Source organism: Butyrivibrio sp. XPD2002 (assembly GCF_000423945.1).
Taxonomy (GTDB): domain Bacteria; phylum Bacillota; class Clostridia; order Lachnospirales; family Lachnospiraceae; genus Butyrivibrio.
The window spans coordinates 1-26,041 of record NZ_KE384114.1; the positions used below are offsets into that span (position 1 = coordinate 1).

Genomic DNA, 26,041 nt, shown 5'->3' on the forward strand with positions numbered 1-26,041 from the left:
AGCAAAGATAAGATACCCTGATCCGGAGATCTTTGAAAAGCAGGAAGATAAACCGGCAAGCTTTGAATTCAGGAAGTCATTTGTTCTGTTCATGGCGGCCATCTGCTTTTTTGCTTTTGGCTTTGCAGACTTCACCCTGATCACACTTCATTCGGCTAATACCGGAGCATTTAATGAATCCATGCTCAGCCTGCTATATGCTGGGGCAATGGCTGTGGATGCCTTTGCTGCACTATTCTTTGGCTGGCTTTATGATAAGGTCGGGCTGAAGGCTCTGATCATTTCCACACTATGCAGCACATTCTTCTCATATTTTGTTTTTATGACTGGAAATGCCTGGTTGATCGGAGCTGGGATAATTCTGTGGGGGATTGGAATGGGTGCGCAGGAAAGTATTATGAAAGCAGCTGTCAGCGGAATCGTCCCGCGTTCCATGCGAAGCACCGGTTTCGGAATATTTGAGACAGGATTTGGTATTGCGTGGTTTCTGGGCAGTTGGCTTCTCGGTGCCCTGTATGATTTGAATCCTGTGTATCTTGTCACTGTGTCTGTGGTATCACAGTTTCTGGCGATTGCATTTTATGCTTTATGCCTCCGGTGCAATAAGACAGAGTGCTAACAATTCCAGTTTGTTGGAATGAGCATTATATTGGAAGTTAAAGCGGAAAAGCCACTGCATCTTTGTACAGCTTCTGAAGTGTTTGTATAAATGCAGCAAGACTCTCGCGACTATCCGTTTTGTGGGTGCAGAGAACACAGTGAAAGCATTCCCTGCATTCATAAGGAATCCATGCAAACTGTCCGCTGTGGTCGTTTAAGAATCCGGGAGCAAGGCAGATGCCTTTGCCGGATGCAACATTCACAAGAGTAGAGTCGTGATCGGGACTGTTAAAATATTCGATCTTACCGGAGGAGATGAGCTTTTGCTGGACACTACGTAAAGCGTTCGGAGAGCCGCCACCTACCATGAGGGTGCGTCCGTAGATATCTTCATCTGTGATGATGTTCTTTTTAGCCAGAGGATCGTTTTTATCGACAATAAGATAGATTCCGGAGTCAAAAAGCTTGTGGACGTTGATCCCCGGGATATGTTTCGTCTGTTCTATGAGAGCAAAGAGGACATCTGACTCATCCTTTAGAAAACTTTCCACACCATTATCGTACTGAAATAGAGGAGTAACCTGAACACCGGGTTGCTCCTTTTCAAATGTGCGGATCGCCTCAGGCAGGAAGTATATAGCCTGTCTGACCATCATGGAAACCGTTATGTTGTCAGTATACCTGGCGCTGAAATTCTGTCCCTGTTCTATAGCTCTCTTCATATCCTCTCGCATACCGGAAAGGTACGTTACGAACTGCTGCCCGGCAGGAGTCAGTGCGGCTCCCTTGCCGTTTCTTTCAAATATCTTAAAGCCAACCTCATCTTCCAGCAGTTTTACCTGATAGGAAAAGGTGGGCTGGCTCACAAATGCGTTCTCTGCGGCGCGGCTGAAATTAAGAGTTCTTGCTAGTTCTATACAATAATCGATCTGTTTGGTAGTCATCGAAAATCCCCTTGATGATCAGTTATTTAAAATTTAAATCAATTATAGGATATTTGAATTGGATATTTCAAGTTTTTCATGTGATAATTTAATCAGCAAAGCAAAAGATACAGGAATGATCAAACAGATAATGGAGGATAATACGATGGCTAAAACATTGATCGCTTTCTTTTCAAGAGCAGATGAGAACTATTTTGGCGGAGCATTGAGATACGTAAAGGTTGGAAATACCGAGATCGTAGCAGAAATCATGAAGGAACTGACAGGTGCGGATACCTTTAAGATTGAGATGAAGGATTCTTATTCACCGGTCTACATGACCTGCATTGATGAAGCGAAGAAGGACAAGCAGAATAATGCAAGACCAGAGCTTACCGGATACTTAGACAGTATCGATGAGTATGACACAATCGTTCTTGGTTACCCGAACTACTGGGGGACTTTCCCGATGGCAGTCGCAACTTTCCTGGAAAGATATGATTTCACAGGAAAGACCATCCTTCCACTTTGCACCAATGAAGGAAGCGGAATGGGATCCAGCGAGAGCGATATAAAGAAGTCTGCCAAAGGAGCAACAGTAAAGAACGGCCTTGCGATCACGGGCTCTAAGGCAGCTGATTCCAAGGATGCGGTAAAGAAATGGTTTGCAGCAAACGGATTGATCTGACCCCGGGGACGGAGTCAAAGGGGTCATTTTTAGAGATATCGGAGGACTAAAGATGGATTACGAAAAGGGATGTGTTTTTGACCTGATGGAACAGGGCAGCCCCCGGGCTTCGGATCGCAACCATCAATCATGATATGAATGAACGTCATGCGATCTATACCTATGGAAAAGTAACAGTTAAAAAGAATGCCTGGATCGGGATGAACGTGACGATCTGCCCGGGCGTGACCATCGGAGAATATGCAGTTGTAGCTGCAGGTGCTGTAGTTACCAAGGATGTACCTGACTATGCCGTAGTCGGTGGCGTACCTGCCAAAGTGATCAGAATGCAGGATCCGTCTGAACAGAGGGAATGAGCCGATGAATGATGAGGAACATATCCAGGAATTATACAGGCTTTATTGGAAATATATGATAGATAAGGATGTAAATGGACTTCATGAGATCCAGTCAGAAGACTATTTCCTTTGCCATATGACGGGTGTAAAGCAAACGAGAGCAGAATTTGAAAAAGGACTTTTAAACGGCACCTTCAACTACTATTCGGCAGACCATGACAGCATTGAGGTCATGATAGATGGAGATACAGCAAGGATGATCGGATGCAGCACAGTGATCGCAGAGGTTTATGGCGGAGGAAAGGGAAGTTGGAGACTGCAGGGAGATTTTACCTTAAGAAAAGAAAATGGAACATGGAAATTGACGAGTTCAAAGGCGTCAACCTATTAATGAATGGAGGATTGTGCAATGGAACATGTAACACTTAATAACAAACTGGAATGTCCCGTAGTAGGGATCGGAACATTTATGCTTTCGCCTGCAGATGCGGAAAACAGTGTCAGAGAAGCACTTAAGATGGGATATCGTCTCATTGATACAGCAAACGCATATGTAAATGAGCGGGCAGTAGGAAGAGGTATGAAGGACAGCGGAGTAAAGAGGGAAGAAATCCTTCTGTCCACAAAGCTCTGGCCCAGTGAATATGAGAATCCGAATGCTGTGGATGAGACTTTGGAGCGCCTTGGTGTTGACTACGTGGACCTTCTTTATATCCACCAGCCTGCCGGCAACTGGCTCGCAGGATACAGACTGCTTGAGAAGGCTTATAAGGAAGGCAAGGCAAAGAGCATCGGTATCTCTAACTTTGAAGGAAAGTATATCGAAGAACTTGAGACGAAGTGGGAGATCGCACCGCAATTTATCCAGGTGGAGGCGCATCCTTATTTTACCCAGAAGGAACTGCGAAAGACTCTTGATAAGTATGGAATCAAGCTTATGAGCTGGTATCCGTTAGGACACGGCGATAAGAGCCTGATAAATGAGCCGGTTTTTGCCGAACTTGGAAAGAAGTATGGAAAAACTCCTGCGCAGATCATTCTTCGCTGGCATACACAGATGGGATTTGTGGTGATCCCCGGCAGTAAAACGAAAGATCATATCAAGGATAATCTCAACATTCTCGATTTTAAGCTGACGGATGAAGAGATGGCTAAGATTGCGGAGCTTGATAAGAATGAGAGATATTATCACAGGACAGATGAGCAGCTTAAACAGTTCGCAGGCTGGAGACCTGATTTTGAAAAGGGCTGAGGAGAAGATCAGTGAAGACGAGAATGTTAAGGGATATCGAGGTATCGGAAGTGGGAATGGGCTGCATGGCATTTTCCCATGGATACGGAAGGATCCCGGAAGAAAAATACAGTATAGAGGCAATCAGAAATGCCTATGAGAATGGATGTACCTTCTTCGACACAGCTGAAGTGTATAGCCCGAACCTTTCAGGGATTGGTCATAACGAATTGATCGTAGGCAAGGCATTAAAGGGATTTCGCGAAGAAGTGGTCCTCGCTACAAAGCTGATGCTTCACGGCCTTGGGTTCGGGGGCGTCTATAAAACAATACGTTCTCATCTTGAAGGTTCTCTTGAAAGATTGCAGACGGATGAAGAGTTTTCCGATCTTGAACAATCACTGAATGGACTAAAGGTATACGGACACAGAGGATTAGGTGGTTTTTGACGGAGGAAATAATAGTGAAGAGAAAAATGAGAATTCTAAGTCTGGTTCTTACAGCGCTTATGGTAACAGGTCTTGGCGGATGTGGAAGCACAGATAACAGTATACGGTAGGCGTCATTGACAAAGGAAACACTGCTATCGTAGCCGAGATGATCTCCGAGGAGACAGGAGCCGATATGTTTGAAGTGATCCCTGAAGATGATCACTATCCAATTACCTATTCTGAACTGACAGATGTAGCAAAGCAGGAACAGAACGATAATGCCAGACCTGCGTATGTAGGGGAGGTGCCAGATCTGTCACAGTATTCCATCATTTTTATAGGTGCGCCTGTCTGGTGGGGTGACTGGCCGATGATCATGTACACATTCTTTGAGAATAACAAAGAGGGTCTTGCAGGTAAAACTCTGATTCCTTTTTCTACACATGAAGGATCGGGGCTGTCAGGTTTTGATAAGAAGCTTTATTCAGCCTGTCCGGATGCAACGGTTTTAGACGGACTTGCCATAAGAGGAAACGACTGTCAGAATGATCAGGACAGCGTAAGGGAATCTGTAAATGCATGGATATCCGGGCTCGGATATTTCTAAGATGAATGTTATAACACAGGGCGTATAAACACTAATGTTTATGCGAACTTTTTTTATTTTAAAAATATATTGACACGGTGTCAGAAAATGATTATAATTCATACTGACACGAAGTCAGAATAAAAAATCAGGAGACAGATATATGCCAAAAGGATCACCGGAAAGAACCGCAGCAAGAAAAGAAGAAATCATAAGTGCCTGCGAGAAGCTGTATCAGACCATGAGCTTTAAAGATATCACTCTTAAAGAGATCGGGAATGAAACATCCTTCTCAAGACCAACAATATATAACTACTACCAGACAAAAGAGGAAATATTTTTGGCCCTTTTTGAGAGGGAGTACATTCGCTGGAATGAAGAATTACAATCTATTCTTCAGGAAAATGAGAAGCTTTCCAAGGAGCAGCTTGCAAACAAGCTTGCATCATCCATAGCAAACAGACAGCAACTGCTAAAACTTCTCTCCATGAATAACTATGATATGGAGGAAAACAGCAGACCTGAACTTCTTACATCTTTTAAGGTAGCTTATGGCGAGTCTATGAAAAATGTATGCAGGATTCTCACAAAGTTCTGTCCGGAGAAATCAGTGCAGGAAATCCAGGATTTTATATATGTTTTCTTCCCGTTTATGTTTGGAATATATCCCTACACTGCTGTAACGGATAAACAGCGGGATGCAATGAAGCAGGCAAATGTGGACTATGTATATCAGTCCATTTTTGAGATAACCAATAAATGTCTGTTGAAGCTTTTATAAAGCTCAGCTGACTGATACAAAACAACAATAAGGAGGATAACCGCAATGGCAAATTTACCTAAGATCGCTCTTGGTGCATGGGCATGGGGCAATGATGGAACTTTTGGAAACAATCTGACAGCAGAGAGTCTGAAACCTATTTTTGATACTGCTATGGAAAACGGACTTAATCTCTGGGATACGGCTTATGCATATGGTATGGGCACATCAGAGAAGGTACTTGCAGGATTTCTTAAAGGACTGCCAAGGGAGTCCTATCTTATTTCCGATAAATTCACTCCACAGTGTGCTGATGTATCCTCTGCTTCTGCGATGAAGGATATGATAGAGATGCAGCTTGGGCTTATGGATTTGGACAGATTTGATGTTTATTGGATTCATAATGTGTCCGGTGCACCCAAGTGGACAGAAGAGCTTGCTAAATATTTCGAGGGAAAAAACAATGTTCCTCTCCTTGGAGTATCGAATCATAACCTGGCAGAAATCAAGCAGGCAAATGAAATCCTTAAGGCTCACGGTCTTAAGCTGTCAGCGGTACAGAACCATTACAGTCTGATCAACAGATCATCAGAAGATTCGGGAATTCTGGATTACTGTAAGGAAAATGATATCCACTTCTTTGCATATATGGTCCTTGAGCAGGGAGCATTATCCGGAAAGTATGATACAAAACATCCTATGCCGGAAGGTTCTGCAAGGGCGGAGACCTATAATCCGGTGCTTGATAAGCTGGAGATCCTTAACGAAGAACTTAAGAAGCTGGCGGATAAGTATGGTGTAGGTATGGCACAGATTCCTGTAGCATGGGCCATTGCGAAGGGAACTCTTCCTATCATCGGAGTGACCAAGGAAAATCAGGTACTTGATGTAGTAAAAGCTGCAAATATTTCACTTACAGATGAGGAAGTATCTTCACTTGAAAAAACAGCTGACAGTCTGGAACTTAATGTAATCCGTTTTTGGGAAAAGGAGATGAAATAATATGGCAAAGAAAAATATCGGAGCAACACTTGCATTATATCCATGCCCTGTAATCGTTGTTGGGGCAATGGTAAATGATAAACCTACATGGACCCTGGTGGCACATGCAGGAACTGTGGCACACACTCATCTGATGGTGTCACTGGTACAGGCTCACTATATCAATAAGGGTATTCGTGAGAATAAAAAACTCTCCGTAAATGTTGTGGATGAGTCATGGCTTGCAAAGGCAGATAAGATGGGAACAATTAGCGGAAACAAAGAGGATAAGTCTGAGGCATTTGCATGGACCATGGGTGAAAATGGAGCACCTCTTATTGATGAGGCTAAGGTTTCCATTGAATGTGAAGTTGATGGGAACTATGAACTGGAAAACTTTGACCACTTTATCTGCAAGATCCTTGCTACCTATGCGGATGAAGCAGTTTTGAACGAGCAGGGTAAGATCGACTACCATACCTTTAAGCCGGTGTTGTTTGAATTCCCGACTTATGAGTATTTCGTTACCGGAGAAAGCAAAGGAAACTGTGGAAAGATGAACTGATTTTTCTGGTCTCTGGCCTCAAAAGGTCAGAGGCTTGTTTGTATAAGAATAGAGGATGAAAAATGGCAGGAAAAACTTTAGTGGCTGTTTTTTCAGCAAGCGGTGTAACTAAAAAAGTAGGAGAAGAGATTGCCCGTATCGCAGACGGAGATTTCTTTGAAATAGTGCCAAAAGAAATATATACAGATGATGACCTTAACTGGATGAACAAGCAGAGCAGGAGCAGCATTGAGATGAATGACCCTTCTGCGAGACCGGAGATTACAGGTACAGTATCAGACATGGCTTCCTATGACAAAGTAATCATCGGATTCCCAATCTGGTGGGGAGTAGCTCCGAGGATCATTGAGACTTTCCTTGAAAGCTATGATTTAAGTGGAAAGACAGTCATTCCTTTCTGCACATCCGGAGGAAGCGGTGTAGGAAGAAGTGATGAAGAACTTCATAAGAATATAAAGGGTGATGTGAAGTGGGAAAAAGGTACACAGATTAACCGACCTGATGAAGCCATCATTAAAAAGTGGCTTGATGAAGTACTGTAAACGGAAAGGAGTCAGGCAATGAAATATACAAAACTTGGAAATTCTGATTTGAATGTATCTCGTATCTGTATGGGTTGTATGGGATTTGGCGATGCGACGAGAGGGCAGCATAGCTGGACGATTGACGAAGAGCATTCTAGGGAAATCATAAAAAGAGGGCTTGATCTTGGAGTTAATTTCTATGATACGGCGATAGCATATCAGAGCGGAACCAGTGAGCAATATGTAGGCAGGGCACTCAGAGATTTTGCAAAGCGTGAGGATGTTGTTGTCGCAACAAAATTCCTTCCGAGGACACCCGAAGAGATAGAAAAAGGAATCACCGGGCAGCAGCATATAGAAAATATGATAAACACAAGCCTTCAAAACCTTGGAATGGACTATGTGGATCTGTATATCTATCACATGTGGGACTGGAATACGGATATTTACGATATCATGGATGGACTGAACCGTATCGTGAAAGCAGGCAAGGCAAGATATATTGGCATTTCAAACTGCTTCGCATGGCAGATTGCAAAGGCTAATGCTCTGGCAGAAAAAGAGGACTTTGCAAAGTTTGTTTCGATCCAGGGGCATTATAATCTGATCTTCCGTGAAGAAGAGCGTGAGATGGTGCCGTATTGTGAAGAAGAAAATATCGCACTGACTCCTTATAGTGCATTGGCAAGCGGAAGACTTTCCAGAAAGCCGGGCGAAGGTGATACAAAAAGAGCTGTTGAGGATGCATATGCGAAGTTTAAGTATGATGCTACAGCGGATAAGGATGCTGTGATCATAGGTCGTGTAGCAGAGCTTGCGGAAAAACATGGTGTGACCATGACGGAAGTATCCTTGGCATGGCTTCTTACCAAAGTGACATCACCGGTAGTTGGAGCGACCAAGCTTCATCACATAGAAGGTGCAGCAAAAGCTGTTGACCTGGAGCTTACTGATGAAGAACTTACTTATCTGGAAGAGCTATATGTGCCTCATCCGCTTGCAGGAGTCATGGCACAGAATAAAAGAACTGATGCATCAAAGAAACATGTTTGGACTACAGGTGCACAGAAAATATTAGGAGGCGAGAAATAAGATGGCAGAAAAAATCGTACAAACCGCAGGAAGAGAGCAGCTTGGAGAATTTGCACCAATGTTCGCGCATTTAAATGATGAGGTACTCTTTGGTGAGGTATGGAATGAAGAAGCAATAGATGTTAAGACAAAATGCATCATTACAGTAGTTTCACTTATGGCTTCCGGTATTACAGATTCATCGCTTTCATATCACCTTCAGAATGCGAAGGCACACGGAGTTACAAAGGAAGAAATTGCTGCAATTATAACTCATGCCACTATGTATGTAGGATGGCCTAAGGGTTGGGCAGTATTCAGACTGGCAAAAGAAGTGTGGAATGAAACGACGGAGGCTGACGCAAGATGAAGAGAAAGATATCAGCACTTGCAGCGGTTTTATTAGCTATTGGTCTTACGGCATGTGGGAATAACGAGGGTCAGGCGACGAATGATACAACTCAGACTATACAGGCTGAGAGTTCTAAGGAAATTGAAGCTGTAGACAATACTGAAGAGGAAGCACAGCAGGTCGAGACAAGCGAAGCCGTTTCAAACACAAATGATGAAATTGTGGAAGATACTTCTACTGAGAATACAGACGGCTCTGAGGAAAACAGTGGTGTTCTTGTAGTATATTTCTCAGCAACCGGAACCACAAAGGGTGTTGCGGAAAAGATTGCAGGTATCACAGGTGCAGATACATATGAGATCAAGGCGGCACAGGAGTACACGGATGCAGATCTTAACTGGAACGATTCGAATAGCCGCTCAACCAAGGAACAGAATGATTCATCCGTAAGACCTGAGATTGGAAGTGATGCAATCTCTCTTGACGGCTATACAACAATTTATATTGGGTATCCAATCTGGTGGGGAGAAGAGCCTCGCATCATGGATACATTTGTGGAGAGCTACAGCTTTGATACAGAGGTAATGACTGCTTCTTCGGAAGAGGAAGATGTGACCGATTCAAGAACTGATAATGCTATGGCCTTCTTGCAAATTACTTGAAAGTCTTTTTTATCTGCTCCAGAAATTTTTCCGCAATAGGAGTAAAGGTCTGATACTTGTTCCATATCAGATACAGCTCTGATTTAAGTTCAGGTGAAAGCGGTCTGAATACCATGTCAGTTCCTTCAGTATTTATCAGATTTTTAAATGTAAGAAGTATTCCAAGGTTTTCTCTTGCAAATACAGAGCCGTTATAAGAAAGTCTAAAGGAACCCTCAAGCTTTAATTCAGGATATCTGTCTTTGGCCCATGCTTTGATTTCATTGTTCCAACTTTGCTCTGAGACAAACAGAGGCTGTCCTGTCAGGTCAGAGACCCGGATGGACTTTTTCCTGGCGAGGGGATGAGATGAAGGCATGATTGCTCCCCACACATCAGCTTCAGGAAATTTAACATATTCGTATTTATTGCTGTCAGGTGTTTCACATAGTACAGCAAAGTCTAAAATACCCTTATCAAGCTTTTCAGTAACCTGCTCAGTATCTCCGCTGGTTATATGATAAGTGAAATTAGGGTATTTTTCTTTTAGCTTATAAATCTCTCTGGCGAGGTATCTGATCTGAAAGCTTTCTGCCAATCCAAAATATATATCTCCACCTGTTATATCATCCAGGGAGTTAAATTCCTGTTCGATCTTATCTGACATGGCCACAAGATCCTGAGCACGGTCACGCAAAAGCATCCCCTCATCAGTAAGTGAAATACTGAAGCTATGCCTGACAAATAATTTTTTTCCAAGTTCTTCCTCTAATGCTTTTAATGTCTTTGAAAGAGTAGGCTGCGATACATGAAGCAGCTCAGCAGCCTTTGACATATTTTCTTCCCTTGCAACTGCAAGAAAGTATCTGAGATTTTTTATTTCCATGAAAACCTCCCTAAAGCTGACAATTTATGTGTTATTCCAAAAGTGAATATCATGATATTTATTTTATTCATTAGCGAAAACCTGGTCAAGGATTTACTATGAAATCAGAAGGAGCAAAAAAGATGGATACAGAAAAGATTCTTGAAAGCCTTTCAGACATGGGCTGCAATGAGAAAGAAATAAGCTTTATGAAAAAGATGTATGAAGAAGGGGATACAGATACACTTCTTCGAGATCTCAGGAAATGCCGATGTCACCTCATGGATGAACTTCATGAGAGCCAGAAAAAAGTAGACAACATGGATTTTTTGATAAGACAGATTCAAAAAGAGAAATGATTAAAACGGAGGAATGTAAAATGATCAGAAAAGAAGAATTAAACCTTGTAACAGAGTGGGATAAGACCTTTAAGAAAAGTGATAAGGTTGACCACAGCAAAGTCACATTTGTAAACAGATATGGAATCACCCTTGCGGCAGATATGTATGTGCCAAAGAATGCAGAAGGTAAACTTTCTGCAATTGCTGTATGCGGACCTTTTGGTGCAGTAAAAGAGCAGTGCTCAGGACTCTATGCACAGACAATGGCAGAAAGAGGCTTTTTGACCATAGCATTTGACCCGTCATTCACAGGAGAGTCCGGAGGAAATGTGAGATACATGGCATCTCCGGATATCAACACAGAAGATTTCATGGCGGCAGTTGATTTTCTATCACTAAATGAAATGGTAGATCCTGACAGGATCGGAATCATCGGTATCTGTGGCTGGGGAGGAATGGCTGTAAACACAGCAGCTCTTGATACAAGAATTAAAGCTACGGTAGCTATGACAATGTATGATATGACAAGGGTAAATGCCAAGGGATATTTTGATTCCGAGGACAGTGAAGAAGCGAGATATCAGAAGAAAGCAGCTATGTGTGCGCAGAGACTTGAGGACATTAAGACTGGCGAATATAAGCTTGGAGGCGGAGTTGTGGATCCACTTCCGGAGGATGCACCTTTCTTTGTAAAAGACTACTATGACTATTACAAGACTGACAGAGGGTATCATAAGAGAAGCCTTAATTCCAACGGTGGATGGAATGTTATTGGCTGTGAGTCTTTTGTTAATCAGCCAATCCTTAAGTACTCTAATGAGATAAGGAGCGCTGTTTTACTTGTTCATGGAGAAAAGGCGCACTCTTGCTATTTTTCTAAGGATGCTTATGCAGATATGGTCAAAGACAGCAAGTATGCAGATAACAAGGAACTTATGATAATTCCTGATGCTGTACATACAGATTTATATGATGGCGGTGATAAGGATTATATTCCTTTTAACAAGTTGGAGAGCTTCTTTAAGGAGAATCTGAAGTAATGATAACGGTTGAAGAAATACTGGAATATCTTAATTCGAACAGAATAGAGGATATGACAGAGGAAATGCATGAATGTTGAATCGATAGAAAAGAAATAGAGGATGGGATGATATGAGTAAAGTGTTAGTGATTTCTACAAGTCTTCGTGCAAAGAGTAATTCCGACATACTTACGGAAAAGCTTATAGAGGGAGCAAAAGCTTCAGGTCATGATGTGGAACATATAAGCCTGAAAGGGAAAAATATCAGTTTCTGTATAGGTTGTCTTGCCTGTCAGAATACCCAGCAATGTGTCATTAAGGATGATGCTGCTGAGATTGCAGAAAAAGTAAAGAATGCAGATACCCTTGTATTTGCAACTCCGATTTATTACTACGAGATGAGCGGTCAGATGAAGACTCTTTTGGACAGACTCAATCCACTGTATCCTTCAGACTATAAGTTCAGGAATGTATATATGCTCTCTGTTGCGGCTGAGGATGAAGAGTTTGTGCCTAAAAAAGCTGAAAGCGGACTTCAGGGATGGGTTGACTGCTTTGAAAAGGCTCAGTTTTCAGGCTCCTTATTCTGCGGTGGCATAGGTGATATGGGTGAGGCATCCGGGAAAACAGAAGAGTTAAACGAAGCCTTCGAATTTGGTAAAGCTCTAAAATAAAGGAAGTCTGCGATGAAAACGAAAATGATTTTTCTGGCATTCTGTATGACCATAATGTTTTGCATGAGCGCCTGTGCAGGGACAACCAAAAACACAAGCTCAGATCTGGGTGCTGTAACTGAAATATCAGCATCAGAAAATAATGAAACGGAAAGTCCAGAAGAGAATGTTATGTCGGAGGGAACAGCTATGTATCAGCTTGCCGTAGAAAATAAAGCAGCAGAGGATGAAGTTATTGGAGATAGTACTATGACAATGAAAATCGGCGATACAAAAGTTAATGTGGATTGGGAAGACAATCAGGCTGTAGAGGCACTGAGGAATATGGCTGAAGACGGTGATGTTACAATTCAGATGTCAATGTATGGCGGTTTTGAACAGGTGGGCTCAATTGGACAGAGTCTGCCGAGAGATGATAAGCAGACAACAACGAGTTCAGGCGACGTTGTACTATACTCCGGAAATCAGATGGTAGTGTTCTATGGTTCTAATAGCTGGTCATATACAAGACTTGGACATATATCTGATAAGAATGCGGAAGATATGACTGATCTTCTTTCCAATGGAGATGTTACTATAACCATTAGCATTGAATAAAACGGGCTTTTTTTGAAAATGTCCATAAAATGTCCGCATAATGCAGCTTTTCCAAATAATAATAGGAGTATGGTTGAAATTGTCATGCTCCTTTTTTAGATTTCAATATTTCTTCAAGGATACTTTGGTACAATAGGAATATATTTAATCACAGAGGTATTCCATGAAAATATTGCTTGTTGAAGATGAAAAGAGAATGTCCGAGGCATTATGCGAAATCCTCAGGCAGGAAAAATATGATACAGATGCGTTTGCAGATGGAATAAGTGGACTTGATGCTGCAAGAAGCGGCATATATGATCTGCTTATTCTTGATGTTATGCTCCCCGGAATAAATGGATTTGACATAGCCAGAACTGTGAGAAGAGAGGGAATACAGGCTCCCATCTTAATGCTCACTGCGAGAGCAGATACTGATGATAAGGTGAGTGGCCTGGATAGCGGAGCAGATGATTACCTTACAAAGCCCTTTGAGACAAAAGAGCTCCTGGCAAGGGTAAGAGCCTTGCTTCGCAGGAATAACATGCAGAAGACAGATGATACCGGAAATCTCGTATCGGGAGACCTTAAACTGGATAGAAACAGGTCAATGCTTATAAATACTGAAAATGGCATGGATGTACGTCTGTCAGAAAAAGAGCTGCATATCTTGGAGATCTTCCTTGCAAATGAAGGAACTATTATCGGAAAGGAGCAGCTTGCTGTTAAGATATGGGGATTTGACAATGAAGCTGAGTACAACAATGTGGAGGTCTATATCTCTTTTACCAGAAAAAAGCTTCAATTCCTGGCTTCAATGATGGAGATAAAGGCGGTGCGCGGTCTTGGATATGAACTGCGAAAGAAGGAGTAGGAATGGCAAAAAAGCTTGGAAACAGACTTTTTAAAGCTTCACAAAATAAGATCACAGCTACGATAATGGGGCTTCTTACACTGATCCTTTTAGGAACCCTGCTGACTATTTCACTTACTACTTACAGCGCAGTATACAGGAATAATCAAAGGATCCTTGAAGTCTTTCTTGATGACTACATCAATGGAAATGGCCCAAAAGAAGCGCCGAAAGATGCCATGGGAACTCCTGAAGATAGAATTGCCACAGAGGCTGCGGTTATGTATCTTGTGGAGTTTTCTTCTGATGGAAGCGCTGTTGGAATAATGAATGATGTTAAGCCCGTAATGAGCGATGAAGCACTCAAAAATCTTGCAGCGCAGCTAATGACAGGTGGGAAAAGACGCGGAATAAGCGGTAGGATGATATATCGCATCGCTTCAGATGAATCATCAGGGAGAAGCTATGTGGCAATGATGGATAATACCCTGATAGATGGCAGTATGAAAACGCTCATAATGAATACAGTTGTATTTGGCGCTGTTGCCCTGATAATACTGTTCTTTGTTTCCTTGAAGGCGTCTAAGGAGATAATGAAACCTGTCGAAGATACATATCAGAAACAGAAACAGTTTATCTCAGATGCGGGACATGAGCTTAAAACTCCCATATCAACAGTCGGTGCCAATGCCGAGATTTTACAGCGCGAGATTGGGAACAACAGGTGGCTTGACAATATTCTTTATGAGAACAGACGCATGAAAGAGCTCGTGACAGGACTTCTGGATCTTGCAAGGACAGAGAACATGGAAGCAGTACATACAGATGTTGATCTTTCCAGAATTGTTACAGGCGGGATATTGCCTTTTGACTCGGCTGCATTTGAGAGAGGCTTGCTTCTGGAGAGTGAAATTGAGCAAGATATCCATGTAGAAGGGGATCCAAACCAGTTGGGACAGTTGGTAGCTACACTTTTGGACAATGCTGTTTCACATGCTGAAAAAACACAAAATGCCAATGAAAGTGCCGGTAAGATTTTAGTCACTCTCAATGCAGAGGATAAATGTGCCGTGCTTAAGGTATCCAATCCGGGAAAAGAGATTCCTGCAGAGGAAAGAAAACGGATATTTGAACGCTTTTACAGAACAGATTCATCCCGGGAGCTTAATGGCCATTATGGTCTGGGGCTTGCAATAGCAAAGGCTGTTGTGACAGCCCATGACGGTGAAATCAGTGTGGAATGTGATAAGGGAATTACAACATTTATAGTCAGGATTCCAATTCTGAAATGAGCAGGTTATAAATTCTTTAAAAACCTTCAAGCTTTCTTCAAGTTTCATTTTATATCATATGCCTGTCAGATAAATAAACCAGATTGATCGGAGGCATATATAAATGAAAATAAAGAAGATACTTGCATTATTAACAATTGCTGCGCTGACAGCATCGCTTATCGGATGCGGCGATACTGCTTCAGAGAGTGCAACAACTCAGGAAGCAGCTTCTGAGGTATCAACAGAGCATGAGACTGAAACTGAGGCAGCTGCCCAGGTCGAAGATACTGATTCAAAGAGTACAGCAACATCGTCGCTGGAGGCAACTTCTGCAGAGGAAAGGGCATCCATAGAGAAAGCGCTTAACCTCGCAAATAACGATGAAGTAACCTGGTCCTATGACAAAGATGCGGATGCCTGGGTAATGAGCATTGTAACAGCAGTTGCCAATGCGGAAATTGAAGACGAAGAAGGTGTTTCTGTTTGTGTACCGGGAGCATATATAAAGGGAATTGATACAGATGGTGATAGAGTGGAAGATATCACTGCCGCAAGCTATACAGAAGATGTTCACGGACAGCTTGTGATCGATTACGAAGCAGAAGTAACAAGCTCGAACGGGCAGATATATACAGCGTCCACCGCTCCTATAATTCTGAATACCGGAGCTGCAGGTTACAGCTCTTCCTCTAACACAAAGGCTTCAACATCTTATGCCTCTGAAGGCTATATCAATGTTTCCTGCGGAAACAGAGGAAAAAATGACACTGTTACAGATGAGAGTGGAAACGAGTACTATACAGGAGATGCACCGTCTTGTCTGGTGGATCAGAAGGCAGCATCACGATTTGTAAGATACAATATATTATTGGGCAATCTTCCTGGAAGTACAGAATACTGGGTTTCTACCGGTGGAAGTGGCGGCGGAGCACATGCAACCATGTTTGCAGCAACATCAAACAGTTCTGATTTTTATGATTATCAGATAGCGGTTGGGGCTGTTGGTGTTTACGTCAATGAAGATGGCACTTATGACACAACAGTTACCATTGATGGCGTGACCTATGATCTTTCTGATGGAGCATGGGGGGCTGTTGCATATTCACCTATCACTTCTTTGTATGAAGCGGATATGGCCATGGCTTTTGAGTACTACATGGATTCTGATTATGATTTCAATACTTCATTCCAACAGCAGATGGCAAAGTACCTTTCAGAAGAGTACATGAATTACATCAATGATCAGAATCTTTCGGTTAAAGAAGCTGATGTGGAGCTCGATATTAATGGTGATGGAGATACAGATGATACTATAGAGCTCTCTATTGAATATGACGAAACGAAGTATGCTGACACCAACGGCTATGGTGGAACATATGTTGATTTCTACCTTGCAGAATTTGTTTCAAATCTGCAGTGGTACCTTGATAACCTGGATTATGCAGATGGTTGGACCTGGTTCGGTGAAGATGGCAATGCACTTTCTGACGAAGAAGTTGCAGCTATGACATCTGAAGACAAAGCGGCTGCTTTTATAGAAGGCAGATATGCTAAGAGCAGTACATCATCAGGCGGAATGGGCGGCCCTGGTGGTGGAATGCCCGGAGGCCATGACGGAATGAAAGGCGGGCCTGACGGTGATATGACCGGAGGACCAGGTGGTGACATGACAGGAACACCTCCTGATATGGCTGGAAATAACGAGACTTCAGAAAAAACTGAAGGAGAGGACAGGAGCTTTGCAAATGCTGATGTTGCGGCAAACTCAGCAGGAGACACCATGGATGTAGGAACTCCTGATGCAGGTACAACCCAGTCAGCAGGAAGCAAAACAGATTCATCAAATTACTCAACATATGAAGAAATGCTTGATGCTTACCAGAGTGATGTTGCAGAAATATACGAAGGCGATAAATATGGAAATGTGATTGTTGATCTTTATAATCCGCTTAATTACATAGGCGACGAAGGCGGAACAGATCCTACATGGATAAGGATGGTCTGCGGAGCATCAGAAGGTGATATTTCAATGTTCAACTCACTTAACCTTCAGATTGCATTCCTTTCTTCAGGAGTTGATGCTGATATCGAATGGCAGTGGGATGGCGGACATGTACCGTCAGAGATTCTTGGAAATTCTCTTGCTCTTACTGTAGATGCCATGTATGGCGAGTATGTAGACGGAGCAGTTAAGATTACAAAGTCTGCAGCTGAGCCGCAGACTGAAAATGGAGATGCTACAGAGGCAACCGGAACGGATATAAGCAGCTGGGTAAATTATGATGATACATCTGCTGTGACATTCACAGTGGCAGATGCGGTCAGCTACAGAACAGCTCGTGCCAGCAAGTCTACTCCGGGATTTGATGTAATCGATTATGGCCAGGAAGACTATGTGTTTGGTGATTCTGAGACTGATGCCAGACATTGGAGTAAATGGGTATTAAAGGTTCTTGAAGAACATCAGGAGGAGCTTGAAGAGTTGTTTAATAGTGGTAAGTAAAAATATAAGACAGAGTTGGATAAAATAGCATGATTTCAGAAAAAGAAAGAAATTATCGGTATTAAAGAGAAAATGCATTTTCATGATAGAGATCCCGTAAAAGAAAACGGCAGAAGGGGTGTAAACCTGATCTGCCGTCTTTTTTACTTATAAACATTGACATATCGCGAAAGATAGATATAATAAATGTATGGATAAGATTGAAATTTTTAAAGCACTATCAAATGAAACACGGCTCAGCATAATTGAGTGGTTGAAGGAACCGGAGAAAAACTTTCCGCCGCAGGGAGGACATTTTGATGATGTGGTGGATCTGAAAGGCGGTGTGTGTGTTGGAAGCATCCGCGACAAAGCCGGGATATCACAGTCAACCGTATCTCATTACCTAGATATGCTGCAAAAAGCAGGCTTGCTTCTTTCTGAAAGACACGGAAAGTGGACATATTACAGACGGAATGAAGAAATCCTCGCTGCGCTGGCAGACTACTTCGGTCACGAAATTTAAGTTGTGCATAGATTAGACGGGATGAAGATCCCGTTTAATTTAAATCCTTACATATCGACAATACGAGATATAAGGATATATAGAAATGAGGAGGAATTCGTATGCATTTTTCATGTGGAATCGTTAGACCGCCTTATGAGGCTGGTTCCTGTTTTTTACAAGTAACGTCGGGTTGTTCGCATAATAAGTGCCGCTTTTGCACTTTTTACAAGGAAGCACCTTTCTCCGTATCTCCGGAGAGTGAGATACGGGAGGATCTTCAGGAGATCCGGGATTCCGGATGGAAGGTAAAGCGGATTTTTCTGCAAGGCGCAGATCCGTTCCTGCTGAGCTACGAGAGGCTTAAAAGAATCATGGACTTGATTAAAGAATACCTGCCCTGGGGTGTTTCTGTCGGCGGATATGGTCGGGTTGACAGCGTAAAGAACAAGTCTGTGGAGCAGCTTAAGTCACTGAAAGAAATGGGATATGACATGATCGTATTCGGAATAGAGTCAGGTGATGATGCGGTTCTTGACAAGATGAACAAAGGATATCATGGAAGTGATATCGTGGAGCAGCTCTCCAAGATGGATGAGGCGGGAATGCATTATTCCGTCATCTTCTTATATGGGCTGGGAGGTCATGATTATGGTATGGGGCATGCAATAAAAACGGCGGAAGTGTTAAACCACCTGTCGCCTGTCAGGGTGCTGGCTTCCGGACTCTCCATCTTCCCTGATACGCCGCTTATGGAAGAAGTGAGAAGGGGTGAGTTTGTAGAAGCTACAGAGACAGAAAAGATACAGGAACTATATACTTTTGTGAAGACGCTTGATATCCACACTCTGCTGGATGCGACGAATGTCTCCAACATGATGCCGGTATACGGATACCTTCCGGAAGAGAAGGATAAGATACTGGCGATGCTCAAACAGGGTGCAGACGAACAGGGAGAAGAGCGATTGCGGATGCGAAGAGACAGCATGAGAAGCCTGTGACCTGGAAAGGGACAGGAATAATATACAAAAGCAAATGAACTAATGGAGGGCATTATGAAACTGACGAAAATCTTTGAACCGATCACGATCAACAAGACAGAGTTTAAAAACCGTATGGTAGTCTCTGCAATGGTTACGAATTACTGTAATGAAGCCGGAACACCGACAGAAAAATTCATGGCTTATCATGAACACAAGGCAAAGGGCGGATATGGGATCATCATTACAGAGGATTTTGCCGTAACAAGGACTGCGGGGGCATCGAAAACACTGGCTGGCCTTTGGGAAGACAGACAGGTAGAACCTTGGAGAATGTTTACGGAAAGAATTCACAAGGCAGGTGCAAAGACCATTGCGCAAATCTATCATGCCGGAAGAGAAACGTCCAGTCAGATTACCGGTGAACAGCCGATTGCTCCGTCTGCGATCAAAGATCCTACTATGCCTGAAACGCCGCGTGAAATGAGCATTGATGAGATCCATGATCTGGAGAAGTCGTTTGTGGACGCTGCACTGCGGGCAAAGGCTGCCGGCTTTGATGGGGTAGAGGTTCACGGTGCTCATGGATACCTGATCAACCAGTTTGTCTCTCCATTTTCAAACAAACGCTGTGATGAATATGGAGGTACCACCGAGAACCGGACAAGATTTCCGCGTGAGATCATACAGGCGATCCGTAAGGCGGCGGGTGAGGATTTTCCGATCTTCTATCGCATGAGTTCTGAAGAATATGTTCCGGGAGGACTTGAAATAGAGGAATCGAAACTGATTGCAAGACTGATGGAGGATGCCGGTGCGGACTGTATCCATTGTTCACAGGGCGTATTTGCGACCGGACATATTATCATCCCGCCTGCACCGGTTCCTGTCGGCGGCTTTGTCCATCACGCGGCCGCATTGAAAACGGTCGTGGATATTCCGGTTATCGCAGTCGGCAGAATCAATGACCCGATGCTTGCGGAAAACATCCTTGCATCCGGAAGCGCTGATCTTTGTACAATGGGAAGGGCTTCCCTTGCCGATCCCGAAATGCCGGAGAAAGCACGCAGGGGAGACTTTGCTTCAATCCTCCATTGCATCGGCTGTGTCCAGGGATGCGCAGGGGAACATGAGCAGGGGCATCCAATCCGCTGTCTTGTAAATCCTCTCACCGGCATGGAAGATTTATATGATGTTTCTCCAGCTGCAGAACAAAAAAAGGTAGTGGTTGTTGGCGGAGGAGTTTCGGGATGTGAAGCAGCAATAGCAGCTGCAGGCAGAGGACACCATGTTACACTTCTAGAAAAATCGGGAGAACTTGGCGGTCAATGGATCGCAGCTTCCATCCCGATGGCAAAAGGGGATTTCTCGTCTTTCATTGTCTGGCAGAAGCACATGCTGGAAAAGCTTGGCGTTGAAGTTCGTTTCCATGTTGATGTTACCAAAGATACATTAGAGGAGATGAAGCCGGATGCCGTCATTCTTGCGACAGGATCAAATCCTGCAATGCCGCCCATCAAAGGACTTCGGGAATATGGTGTTGTTGCACAAAAGGTACTCAGGGGAGAAGCAGAAGTCGGCAACAAGGTCGTTGTGATCGGAGGCGGTCTTGTAGGTGCAGAAACAGCGGATTATCTGGCTGAGCATGGCTGCGGGGACGTGACGATAGTAGAAATGCTTCCGCAGATCGTGAAGGATGGCGAACCTGCTCCTACCTATTATCTGAAAAAGAGAATGGCGGAGCATGGAGTAAAGGTGCTTACCTCTACTGCAGTGCAGGAAGTGAAGGAACACGGCGTCGTGTACAAGAAAGATGATTACTGTGCTGAGATCTCAGATGTTGATACTGTTGTGATCGCTATCGGTGTCCGTGCAAATACAGTCCTGGAAGAGTCTTTAACTGACTGCGATTTTACAATCGTATCTGTCGGAGACTGTCATGAGCGCGCTAAGAATGGATACAGGGGAATCCAGGAAGGCTATGAGGCTGGTATTCTCATATGATGAAACAGGAAGCTGATTTGAACAGTGAGAAGCAGATATATCTTACCTGTGAAAAATACTATATTTTGAACTTCTTATCTTTGCGGCAGGCATGATGGGGGCATATACCTTCAATCTGCGCGGCGGTGTGTTCTGCAATGCGTAGACTGCCAATGTCGTACTTATGGCGCTGGCATTTGGAAAGGGCGAAATAGCAAACGGGGTGTATTATCTGATTCCTATAAGTGCATACATCGCGGGGGTAGCTATATCAGAAATTCTGCCACGCAGGGTAAGAAAGATCCATTTCCTAAGATGGGATACATATTTAGTGGGATTTGAGATGCTTATCCTGTTCTTGATTGGATTTTTGCCTTTGTCTGTACCAGTGCAGATCGTGCAGGTGCTGATCAATTTTATCTGCTCGATGCAATACAATACGTTCCGGCAGGCCGAAGGGATAGATCTATAGAGGTATATCTCCACAGAAGTAATAATGATAGAACATAAAATCCGAAGTTATGATATGTGTGCTTGACAAAAATACTCCTATATCGTAGTATAAAACTACGATATAGGAGTATTAAATTATGAAGACAAATGGTGGATTTCTTGTTACAAAAATAAAACAGCTGGGTGATCGTATATTTGAAAGGATACTGGCAGAAAAAAACATTGATGCATTTAACGGAGCTCAGGGAAGGATTCTTTATGTCTTATGGCAGGAAGATGGAGTTCCTATTAAAATTATTTCCGAGAAAAGCGGACTTGCAATTACTTCACTTACAACCATGCTTGAGCGGATGGAAAAAAACGGACTGATAAGCCGCAAAACTGATGAAGCTGATAAGAGAAAAACTCTTCTGTTCCTCACAGATAAAGCCAAAGAACTTAAAGAAGCTTATGACTCCGTATCAAATGAGATGGGGAATATTTATTATCGTGATTTTACGGATAAAGAGATTCTTCAGTTTGAAGAGTATCTTAACCGCATCAGGGTAAACCTTGAGGAATGGAGTGACAAATGAGTATTTGTATTAAAGATCAGATTCAGAACATGAATCTTGTTATAGGGTGTACTGTTGGATGTCCGTACTGCTATGCCAGAAACAATACGAGGCGTTATCACATCATAGATGATTTTGAAAAGCCACAGTTTTTTCAAGGAAAGCTTCGTATGATGGAAAAGAAAAAGCCGCAGAATTTTCTGCTGACCGGCATGAGCGATCTCTCGGGCTGGCATGAGGAATGGAGAGAGGAAGTCTTTAAAAAGATAGCAGAGAATCCTCAGCACCAGTTTCTTTTTCTTACCAAACGACCGGATCTTCTGTCTTTTGAAACAGATCTTGATAATGCATGGTTTGGCGTTACAGTTACGAGAAAGTCTGAGTTATGGCGTATTGATGCACTGCGGAGCAATGTGAAGGCAAAAAAATATCATGTTACCTTTGAGCCTTTGTTCGATGATCCGGGTAAGGTTGATCTTACAGGCATTGACTGGATTGTGGTGGGAACCATGACAGGTGCAAAGAGCAGGACTGTTAAAACAGATCCCGGGTGGGTTTATTCATTGACAGAACAGGCTCATGAACTGAACATTCCGGTATTCTGGAAAGAAGATCTTGTTCCGATTATGGGAGAAGAAATGATACAGGAAATGCCGGATGCTTTTAACAAAGTGCTGGAGGAACAGAGGATATGGAACAACCAGAAATCAAAGTAAATCATATAGAAACAAAAAGTGTAATGACAAAATCGAATACTCCTATTGGAGGATATTCGGTGAATCCCTATGTGGGGTGTCCCCATGCCTGTAAATACTGCTATGCATCTTTTATGAAACGCTTTACAGGGCATACGGAGGAATGGGGAACTTTCATGGATGTGAAAGACTGGCCTGAAATAAAGAATCCAAAGAAGTATGCCGGCCAGAAGGTGATCATTGGAACAGTTACGGATGGTTATAATCCGCTAGAGGAAACATATAAAAATACAAGAAGACTTCTGGAAGAACTAAAGGACAGTGGTGCGGACATACTTATCTGCACAAAGTCAGACCTTGTACTAAGAGATCTGGATCTGCTAAAAGAGATCAATGAAAATAGCAGACTTACAGTATCATGGTCAATCAATACTCTTGATGAAGAGTTTAAAGATGATATGGATGCGGCAGTAAGCATAGAAAGAAGGCTTGCTGCAATGAAAGAGGTATATGCGGCAGGCATTCGTACAATTTGCTTCATTTCACCCGTGTTCCCGGGGATTACGGATATAGAAGCAATCATAGACAGGACAAAAGATCAGTGTGACCTTGTATGGCTTGAGAATCTGAATCTTCGCGGAGGTTTTAAGGCAGATATCATGAAATACATTTCCGATAAACATCCGGATCTGGTGCCGCTGTATGACGAAATTTATAACAAAAAGAACCGCAGCTATTTTGAAACGCTGGAAAAGAAAGCAGAAGAGCTGGCTAAAAAGTATGATTGCAGGTTTGTTGATAATGAAACTCCGTATGAGAGAGTAGAGAAAGGACATCCAACAATCGTAGATTACTTTTACCACGAAGAAGTAAGAGGAACTGCCAATAGTGGAAAGAGAAATGTAATACATAATCCTTGATGGAAGAATAAACCGGAAGTTAATCGCAAAACTTCAAGTTTGTGCATATAGAAACACTTTTGTAAAAAGGGAGATACATTTTTATGATAGAGATCCCGTAAAAGAAGCTGATTGTCGATTATGGCAGTCAGCTTTATTTTTTGCATTGACATGCACGCAATGACTACATTAAAATGAGGGTAGATAAATACACGCATTGACTACATTGATGGAGGTAGCCTATGAAGAAAGATATTTATGATGTAGAAGGCATTCAGATTGAAGTTGAAAGAACTGACAAGGATGACAAAGAGGCTGAGCGTCGTAAGACAGCTTACATGTTTAAAGTAATCAGGAAACAGTCAGGTATGAATCGTACAGAATTTGCCAAGTGGCTTGGAGTTCCTTATAGAACTATGCAGGAGTGGGAGCTTGGACGTAGACAGATGCCTGACTATGTACTTCGTTTGATTGCCTATAAGGTAGCAAATGAAAAGCGTGAGGGGAGTATCTGACGGAGAGCCACAAGACGGTTCAGAATATCAAGGAAAGAAAAGGTTTCGTCGTACATATCGCAGATGCAAAGCATGTCGTAGAGGCTGATTTCTTTGGAATTGCAAGTGGTAACAACATGAAGGACAAGTTTGAAAAGAGCGGACTTACTACAGTCAAGTCTGACCTTGTAGATGCTCCAATCATCAATGAGCTTCCTATCGCCATGGAGTGTGAGTTTATCGAATATCAGAGTGACGAGACAGGAATGGGAGTTATCTGAAAAGTCGTAAAAACCTCTATTGAGGAAGCAAATATGTCTGGAGACAAGGTTAATATAGATTCTCTTGAAGCTATCGCCTTTGATCCTTACACACATGGTTATTATAAGGTGTCCGGAAGAGTCGGAGAGGCTTTTTCAGATGGAAAGAAGCTCTTTTGATGGACAACAATTTACAATAATGAAAAAGCTGAGGGCTCAACCTTCAGCTTTTTCTATTTCTTTAATATATTCAAAGCCGAAAAGTTCAATCTGATCCAAGACCTTCCTGAATTTTTCGCCCATTTCGCTAAGACTATATTCAACTCTGGGAGGAACTTCGGCATATACCTTTCTGGTTATCAGTTTGTCATTTTCCAATTGTCTTAACTGTCTGGTCAGCATAGCTCTGGTGATGTCCGGAATATTCCTTTCAAGTTCGTTAAAACGTTGTGTTCCTGTACTAAGCTGAAAGAGTATAACTATGGCCCACTTACCTTGAAGGACTCTTTGAGTTGTGGCATAAGGACATTGACCGTAAATGCTTTTCATTAAAATTTTCTCCTTGTATTTCCGCAATAGTATCAAAAATGTGACTATGTATTATAAATGTTCGTACTTGTTTGAAATTGCCTAAGGGATAAAATGATGATACAGCAAACAAAAACAAATATCAAATACATGGAGGAAAACAAAAATGTCAAATTTCAAAAAAGTAAACGTAACAGAGGCTCCTAGAACAGAACTTCATGATGCTCTTGGTTTAACGGGAGCAGAGATAAGTATCAATCATCTTCCTGCAGGAGCAGGTGTTCCCTTTGTACACTCACATAAAAATAATGAGGAAATCTATCTTATTCTTTCCGGAAAGGGTAAGGCTGTAATTGATGGAGAGGATGTTGAAATCGCTAAAGGTGATGTGGTTAGAATTTCACCTGAAGGAAAGAGACAGTTTCTTGCTGCGGAAGATTCAGAGTTAAGCTATGCATGTATCCAGGTCAAGGCAGGTTCAATTGGTGGATTCACTGCAGAGGATGCAGTGATGTACTGATCCTCAAAAGACACCAGCTTTTTCCATAACCATGGACGAGACTACGAACAGCCGACCGCCGTTCCAATGCTTACTGAAGCTTATAATCTTCCAGCAAAGAAAGTAATTCATATAGTAGGACCAATTGTTCAGTACAAACTTACTCCTGAATTGGAAAAGGATTTGGAGAACTGCTATAGAAACACTTTGGATATGTGTGCTGAAAATAGCTTGAAGAGCGTTGCTTTTTGCTGTATTTCAACAGGAGTATTTCATTTTCCTAACAAAAAAGCAGCTGAGATTGCCGTTGCGACTGTATCAGAATGGCTCAGTGATAATCTTGGTAAGGTAGAAAGGGTGATATTCAATGTTTTCAAAGATGAAGATAAGGCCATTTATGAAAAACTTATATGA

The 26,041-nt window shown here is 42.6% G+C and carries 32 protein-coding genes and 4 pseudogenes; 33 read left to right on the forward strand and 3 right to left on the reverse strand.

The genetic code is table 11. From position 1 onward, the window contains the following. The coding region (locus tag G587_RS23175) for an MFS transporter (protein ID WP_035787092.1) at positions 1–619 on the forward strand (619 nt) is incomplete at its 5' end. A 37-nt stretch (positions 620–656) separates the two neighbouring features. Here G587_RS23175 and G587_RS0116220 read toward each other — a convergent pair. Continuing rightward, on the reverse strand, positions 657–1,544 hold the full coding sequence (locus tag G587_RS0116220; RefSeq protein WP_026493103.1) for a LysR family transcriptional regulator: 888 nt from the start codon (positions 1,542–1,544) through the stop codon (positions 657–659). A gap of 145 nt (positions 1,545–1,689) precedes the next feature. Between G587_RS0116220 and G587_RS0116225 the strand changes: the two genes are divergently transcribed. The 13 genes and pseudogenes from G587_RS0116225 (at position 1,690) to G587_RS23190 (ending at position 9,712) form a co-directional block, all read left to right on the forward strand. Beyond that, a complete protein-coding gene (locus tag G587_RS0116225) occupies positions 1,690–2,211 on the forward strand; it encodes a flavodoxin (RefSeq protein WP_026493104.1) in 522 nt (173 codons plus the stop codon). A gap of 134 nt (positions 2,212–2,345) precedes the next feature. After that, a pseudogene (locus G587_RS23180) lies at positions 2,346–2,537 on the forward strand (acyltransferase); the annotation flags it as partial. 34 nt (positions 2,538–2,571) lie between these two features. Further along, entirely contained in the window at positions 2,572–2,940 is a 369-nt protein-coding gene (locus G587_RS0116240) for a nuclear transport factor 2 family protein (RefSeq protein WP_026493105.1), read from the forward strand. A gap of 18 nt (positions 2,941–2,958) precedes the next feature. Further along, positions 2,959–3,801, forward strand: a complete 843-nt coding sequence (locus tag G587_RS0116245) for an aldo/keto reductase (protein ID WP_026493106.1) — start codon at positions 2,959–2,961, stop codon at positions 3,799–3,801. An 11-nt stretch (positions 3,802–3,812) separates the two neighbouring features. Beyond that, on the forward strand, positions 3,813–4,229 hold the full coding sequence (locus G587_RS0116250) for an aldo/keto reductase (RefSeq protein ID WP_026493107.1): 417 nt from the start codon (positions 3,813–3,815) through the stop codon (positions 4,227–4,229). 136 nt (positions 4,230–4,365) lie between these two features. After that, positions 4,366–4,818, forward strand: a complete 453-nt coding sequence (locus tag G587_RS23185; protein WP_256379328.1) for a flavodoxin — start codon at positions 4,366–4,368, stop codon at positions 4,816–4,818. Positions 4,819–4,960: 142 nt separating this feature from the next. Continuing rightward, positions 4,961–5,578 carry a TetR family transcriptional regulator gene (locus tag G587_RS0116265; protein ID WP_026493108.1) on the forward strand — a complete coding sequence of 206 codons (618 nt, stop codon included), beginning with the start codon at positions 4,961–4,963 and terminating at the stop codon, positions 5,576–5,578. A 45-nt stretch (positions 5,579–5,623) separates the two neighbouring features. Continuing rightward, positions 5,624–6,559: an aldo/keto reductase gene (locus G587_RS0116270; RefSeq protein ID WP_026493109.1), complete on the forward strand. Its 936-nt coding sequence runs from the start codon at positions 5,624–5,626 to the stop codon at positions 6,557–6,559. 1 nt (position 6,560) lies between these two features. Then, positions 6,561–7,103 (forward strand): flavin reductase family protein, encoded by a 543-nt coding sequence (locus G587_RS0116275; protein ID WP_026493110.1) that lies wholly within the window; start codon positions 6,561–6,563, stop codon positions 7,101–7,103. A 62-nt stretch (positions 7,104–7,165) separates the two neighbouring features. Further along, positions 7,166–7,645 (forward strand): flavodoxin, encoded by a 480-nt coding sequence (locus tag G587_RS0116280; protein WP_026493111.1) that lies wholly within the window; start codon positions 7,166–7,168, stop codon positions 7,643–7,645. 18 nt (positions 7,646–7,663) lie between these two features. Next, a complete protein-coding gene (locus G587_RS0116285; RefSeq protein WP_026493112.1) occupies positions 7,664–8,719 on the forward strand; it encodes an aldo/keto reductase in 1,056 nt (351 codons plus the stop codon). A gap of 1 nt (position 8,720) precedes the next feature. Next, positions 8,721–9,059: pseudogene (locus G587_RS0116290) on the forward strand (carboxymuconolactone decarboxylase family protein); the annotation flags it as partial. A 5-nt stretch (positions 9,060–9,064) separates the two neighbouring features. After that, positions 9,065–9,712, forward strand: coding sequence for a flavodoxin (locus G587_RS23190; RefSeq protein WP_051201096.1), 648 nt, complete (start codon positions 9,065–9,067; stop codon positions 9,710–9,712). Here the strand turns inward: G587_RS23190 and G587_RS0116300 are convergent. After that, on the reverse strand, positions 9,705–10,577 hold the full coding sequence (locus G587_RS0116300; protein ID WP_026493114.1) for a LysR family transcriptional regulator: 873 nt from the start codon (positions 10,575–10,577) through the stop codon (positions 9,705–9,707). The two genes, G587_RS23190 and G587_RS0116300, sit on opposite strands and share 8 nt — an antisense overlap. 122 nt (positions 10,578–10,699) lie before the next feature. Here G587_RS0116300 and G587_RS0116305 point away from each other — a divergent pair, with 122 nt between their 5' ends. The 17 genes and pseudogenes from G587_RS0116305 to G587_RS26665 all read left to right on the forward strand — a co-directional run bounded on the left by G587_RS0116305 (position 10,700) and on the right by G587_RS26665 (position 24,780). Next, positions 10,700–10,915, forward strand: coding sequence for a hypothetical protein (locus G587_RS0116305; RefSeq protein WP_026493115.1), 216 nt, complete (start codon positions 10,700–10,702; stop codon positions 10,913–10,915). Between the two features lie 20 nt (positions 10,916–10,935). Then, complete coding sequence (locus G587_RS0116310) at positions 10,936–11,937, forward strand: alpha/beta hydrolase (RefSeq protein ID WP_026493116.1); 1,002 nt, start codon at positions 10,936–10,938, stop codon at positions 11,935–11,937. Positions 11,938–12,049: 112 nt separating this feature from the next. Further along, positions 12,050–12,592, forward strand: coding sequence for a flavodoxin family protein (locus tag G587_RS0116320; RefSeq protein ID WP_026493117.1), 543 nt, complete (start codon positions 12,050–12,052; stop codon positions 12,590–12,592). A gap of 12 nt (positions 12,593–12,604) precedes the next feature. Further along, the gene (locus G587_RS0116325) at positions 12,605–13,189 is read left to right on the forward strand and encodes a cyclophilin-like fold protein (protein WP_155829600.1); all 585 of its coding nucleotides are present in this window, start codon (positions 12,605–12,607) and stop codon (positions 13,187–13,189) included. A 163-nt stretch (positions 13,190–13,352) separates the two neighbouring features. Further along, positions 13,353–14,042, forward strand: coding sequence for a response regulator transcription factor (locus G587_RS0116330; RefSeq protein WP_026493119.1), 690 nt, complete (start codon positions 13,353–13,355; stop codon positions 14,040–14,042). Between the two features lie 2 nt (positions 14,043–14,044). Then, on the forward strand, positions 14,045–15,313 hold the full coding sequence (locus G587_RS23195) for a sensor histidine kinase (protein ID WP_051201097.1): 1,269 nt from the start codon (positions 14,045–14,047) through the stop codon (positions 15,311–15,313). 103 nt (positions 15,314–15,416) lie between these two features. Further along, positions 15,417–17,798, forward strand: coding sequence for a hypothetical protein (locus G587_RS24685; RefSeq protein WP_051201098.1), 2,382 nt, complete (start codon positions 15,417–15,419; stop codon positions 17,796–17,798). A gap of 190 nt (positions 17,799–17,988) precedes the next feature. Further along, positions 17,989–18,303, forward strand: a complete 315-nt coding sequence (locus tag G587_RS0116350; protein WP_026493121.1) for an ArsR/SmtB family transcription factor — start codon at positions 17,989–17,991, stop codon at positions 18,301–18,303. Between the two features lie 101 nt (positions 18,304–18,404). Further along, on the forward strand, positions 18,405–19,283 hold the full coding sequence (locus G587_RS0116355; protein WP_026493122.1) for a radical SAM protein: 879 nt from the start codon (positions 18,405–18,407) through the stop codon (positions 19,281–19,283). A gap of 54 nt (positions 19,284–19,337) precedes the next feature. Further along, on the forward strand, positions 19,338–21,266 hold the full coding sequence (locus tag G587_RS0116360; protein WP_051201099.1) for an oxidoreductase: 1,929 nt from the start codon (positions 19,338–19,340) through the stop codon (positions 21,264–21,266). 157 nt (positions 21,267–21,423) lie between these two features. Next, positions 21,424–21,717 (forward strand): annotated as a pseudogene (locus G587_RS26895) (YoaK family protein); the annotation flags it as partial. A 118-nt stretch (positions 21,718–21,835) separates the two neighbouring features. Further along, positions 21,836–22,273, forward strand: coding sequence for a radical SAM mobile pair system MarR family transcriptional regulator (locus tag G587_RS0116375; protein WP_013282512.1), 438 nt, complete (start codon positions 21,836–21,838; stop codon positions 22,271–22,273). After that, positions 22,270–22,968, forward strand: coding sequence for a radical SAM mobile pair protein A (locus tag G587_RS0116380; protein ID WP_022766768.1), 699 nt, complete (start codon positions 22,270–22,272; stop codon positions 22,966–22,968). The genes G587_RS0116375 and G587_RS0116380 overlap by 4 nt, the downstream gene beginning before the upstream one ends. Beyond that, on the forward strand, positions 22,944–23,867 hold the full coding sequence (locus tag G587_RS0116385; RefSeq protein ID WP_026493124.1) for a radical SAM mobile pair protein B: 924 nt from the start codon (positions 22,944–22,946) through the stop codon (positions 23,865–23,867). The genes G587_RS0116380 and G587_RS0116385 overlap by 25 nt, the downstream gene beginning before the upstream one ends. Positions 23,868–24,088: 221 nt before the next feature. Continuing rightward, positions 24,089–24,361, forward strand: coding sequence for a helix-turn-helix domain-containing protein (locus tag G587_RS26345; protein ID WP_035787097.1), 273 nt, complete (start codon positions 24,089–24,091; stop codon positions 24,359–24,361). Next, positions 24,358–24,621 carry a flavin reductase family protein gene (locus G587_RS26660; RefSeq protein WP_330364520.1) on the forward strand — a complete coding sequence of 88 codons (264 nt, stop codon included), beginning with the start codon at positions 24,358–24,360 and terminating at the stop codon, positions 24,619–24,621. Before G587_RS26345 ends, G587_RS26660 begins: the two co-directional genes overlap by 4 nt. Positions 24,622–24,654: 33 nt before the next feature. Next, entirely contained in the window at positions 24,655–24,780 is a 126-nt protein-coding gene (locus G587_RS26665) for a hypothetical protein (protein ID WP_330364510.1), read from the forward strand. A 36-nt stretch (positions 24,781–24,816) separates the two neighbouring features. Here the strand turns inward: G587_RS26665 and G587_RS0116405 are convergent, their stop codons facing one another. Next, positions 24,817–25,149, reverse strand: a complete 333-nt coding sequence (locus tag G587_RS0116405) for a winged helix-turn-helix transcriptional regulator (protein WP_013282515.1) — start codon at positions 25,147–25,149, stop codon at positions 24,817–24,819. 145 nt (positions 25,150–25,294) lie between these two features. Between G587_RS0116405 and G587_RS0116410 the strand changes: the two genes are divergently transcribed. Continuing rightward, positions 25,295–25,648 carry a cupin domain-containing protein gene (locus G587_RS0116410; protein WP_013282514.1) on the forward strand — a complete coding sequence of 118 codons (354 nt, stop codon included), beginning with the start codon at positions 25,295–25,297 and terminating at the stop codon, positions 25,646–25,648. A gap of 30 nt (positions 25,649–25,678) precedes the next feature. After that, positions 25,679–26,041, forward strand: a pseudogene (locus G587_RS23220) (macro domain-containing protein); the annotation flags it as partial.

Bases quoted from the DNA above. Each gene is read 5' to 3' on its own strand.
- G587_RS0116220 (WP_026493103.1), bottom strand. From the start codon at position 1,544: ATGACTACCAAACAGATCGATTATTGTATAGAACTAGCAAGAACTCTT.
- G587_RS0116225 (WP_026493104.1), top strand. From the start codon at position 1,690: ATGGCTAAAACATTGATCGCTTTCTTTTCAAGAGCAGATGAGAACTAT.
- G587_RS0116240 (WP_026493105.1), top strand. From the start codon at position 2,572: ATGAATGATGAGGAACATATCCAGGAATTATACAGGCTTTATTGGAAA.
- G587_RS0116245 (WP_026493106.1), top strand. From the start codon at position 2,959: ATGGAACATGTAACACTTAATAACAAACTGGAATGTCCCGTAGTAGGG.
- G587_RS0116265 (WP_026493108.1), top strand. From the start codon at position 4,961: ATGCCAAAAGGATCACCGGAAAGAACCGCAGCAAGAAAAGAAGAAATC.
- G587_RS0116270 (WP_026493109.1), top strand. From the start codon at position 5,624: ATGGCAAATTTACCTAAGATCGCTCTTGGTGCATGGGCATGGGGCAAT.
- G587_RS0116275 (WP_026493110.1), top strand. From the start codon at position 6,561: ATGGCAAAGAAAAATATCGGAGCAACACTTGCATTATATCCATGCCCT.
- G587_RS0116280 (WP_026493111.1), top strand. From the start codon at position 7,166: ATGGCAGGAAAAACTTTAGTGGCTGTTTTTTCAGCAAGCGGTGTAACT.
- G587_RS0116285 (WP_026493112.1), top strand. From the start codon at position 7,664: ATGAAATATACAAAACTTGGAAATTCTGATTTGAATGTATCTCGTATC.
- G587_RS23190 (WP_051201096.1), top strand. From the start codon at position 9,065: ATGAAGAGAAAGATATCAGCACTTGCAGCGGTTTTATTAGCTATTGGT.
- G587_RS0116300 (WP_026493114.1), bottom strand. From the start codon at position 10,577: ATGGAAATAAAAAATCTCAGATACTTTCTTGCAGTTGCAAGGGAAGAA.
- G587_RS0116305 (WP_026493115.1), top strand. From the start codon at position 10,700: ATGGATACAGAAAAGATTCTTGAAAGCCTTTCAGACATGGGCTGCAAT.
- G587_RS0116310 (WP_026493116.1), top strand. From the start codon at position 10,936: ATGATCAGAAAAGAAGAATTAAACCTTGTAACAGAGTGGGATAAGACC.
- G587_RS0116320 (WP_026493117.1), top strand. From the start codon at position 12,050: ATGAGTAAAGTGTTAGTGATTTCTACAAGTCTTCGTGCAAAGAGTAAT.
- G587_RS0116325 (WP_155829600.1), top strand. From the start codon at position 12,605: ATGAAAACGAAAATGATTTTTCTGGCATTCTGTATGACCATAATGTTT.
- G587_RS0116330 (WP_026493119.1), top strand. From the start codon at position 13,353: ATGAAAATATTGCTTGTTGAAGATGAAAAGAGAATGTCCGAGGCATTA.
- G587_RS23195 (WP_051201097.1), top strand. From the start codon at position 14,045: ATGGCAAAAAAGCTTGGAAACAGACTTTTTAAAGCTTCACAAAATAAG.
- G587_RS24685 (WP_051201098.1), top strand. From the start codon at position 15,417: ATGAAAATAAAGAAGATACTTGCATTATTAACAATTGCTGCGCTGACA.
- G587_RS0116350 (WP_026493121.1), top strand. From the start codon at position 17,989: ATGGATAAGATTGAAATTTTTAAAGCACTATCAAATGAAACACGGCTC.
- G587_RS0116355 (WP_026493122.1), top strand. From the start codon at position 18,405: ATGCATTTTTCATGTGGAATCGTTAGACCGCCTTATGAGGCTGGTTCC.
- G587_RS0116360 (WP_051201099.1), top strand. From the start codon at position 19,338: ATGAAACTGACGAAAATCTTTGAACCGATCACGATCAACAAGACAGAG.
- G587_RS0116375 (WP_013282512.1), top strand. From the start codon at position 21,836: ATGAAGACAAATGGTGGATTTCTTGTTACAAAAATAAAACAGCTGGGT.
- G587_RS0116380 (WP_022766768.1), top strand. From the start codon at position 22,270: ATGAGTATTTGTATTAAAGATCAGATTCAGAACATGAATCTTGTTATA.
- G587_RS0116385 (WP_026493124.1), top strand. From the start codon at position 22,944: ATGGAACAACCAGAAATCAAAGTAAATCATATAGAAACAAAAAGTGTA.
- G587_RS26345 (WP_035787097.1), top strand. From the start codon at position 24,089: ATGAAGAAAGATATTTATGATGTAGAAGGCATTCAGATTGAAGTTGAA.
- G587_RS26665 (WP_330364510.1), top strand. From the start codon at position 24,655: ATGTCTGGAGACAAGGTTAATATAGATTCTCTTGAAGCTATCGCCTTT.
- G587_RS0116405 (WP_013282515.1), bottom strand. From the start codon at position 25,149: ATGAAAAGCATTTACGGTCAATGTCCTTATGCCACAACTCAAAGAGTC.
- G587_RS0116410 (WP_013282514.1), top strand. From the start codon at position 25,295: ATGTCAAATTTCAAAAAAGTAAACGTAACAGAGGCTCCTAGAACAGAA.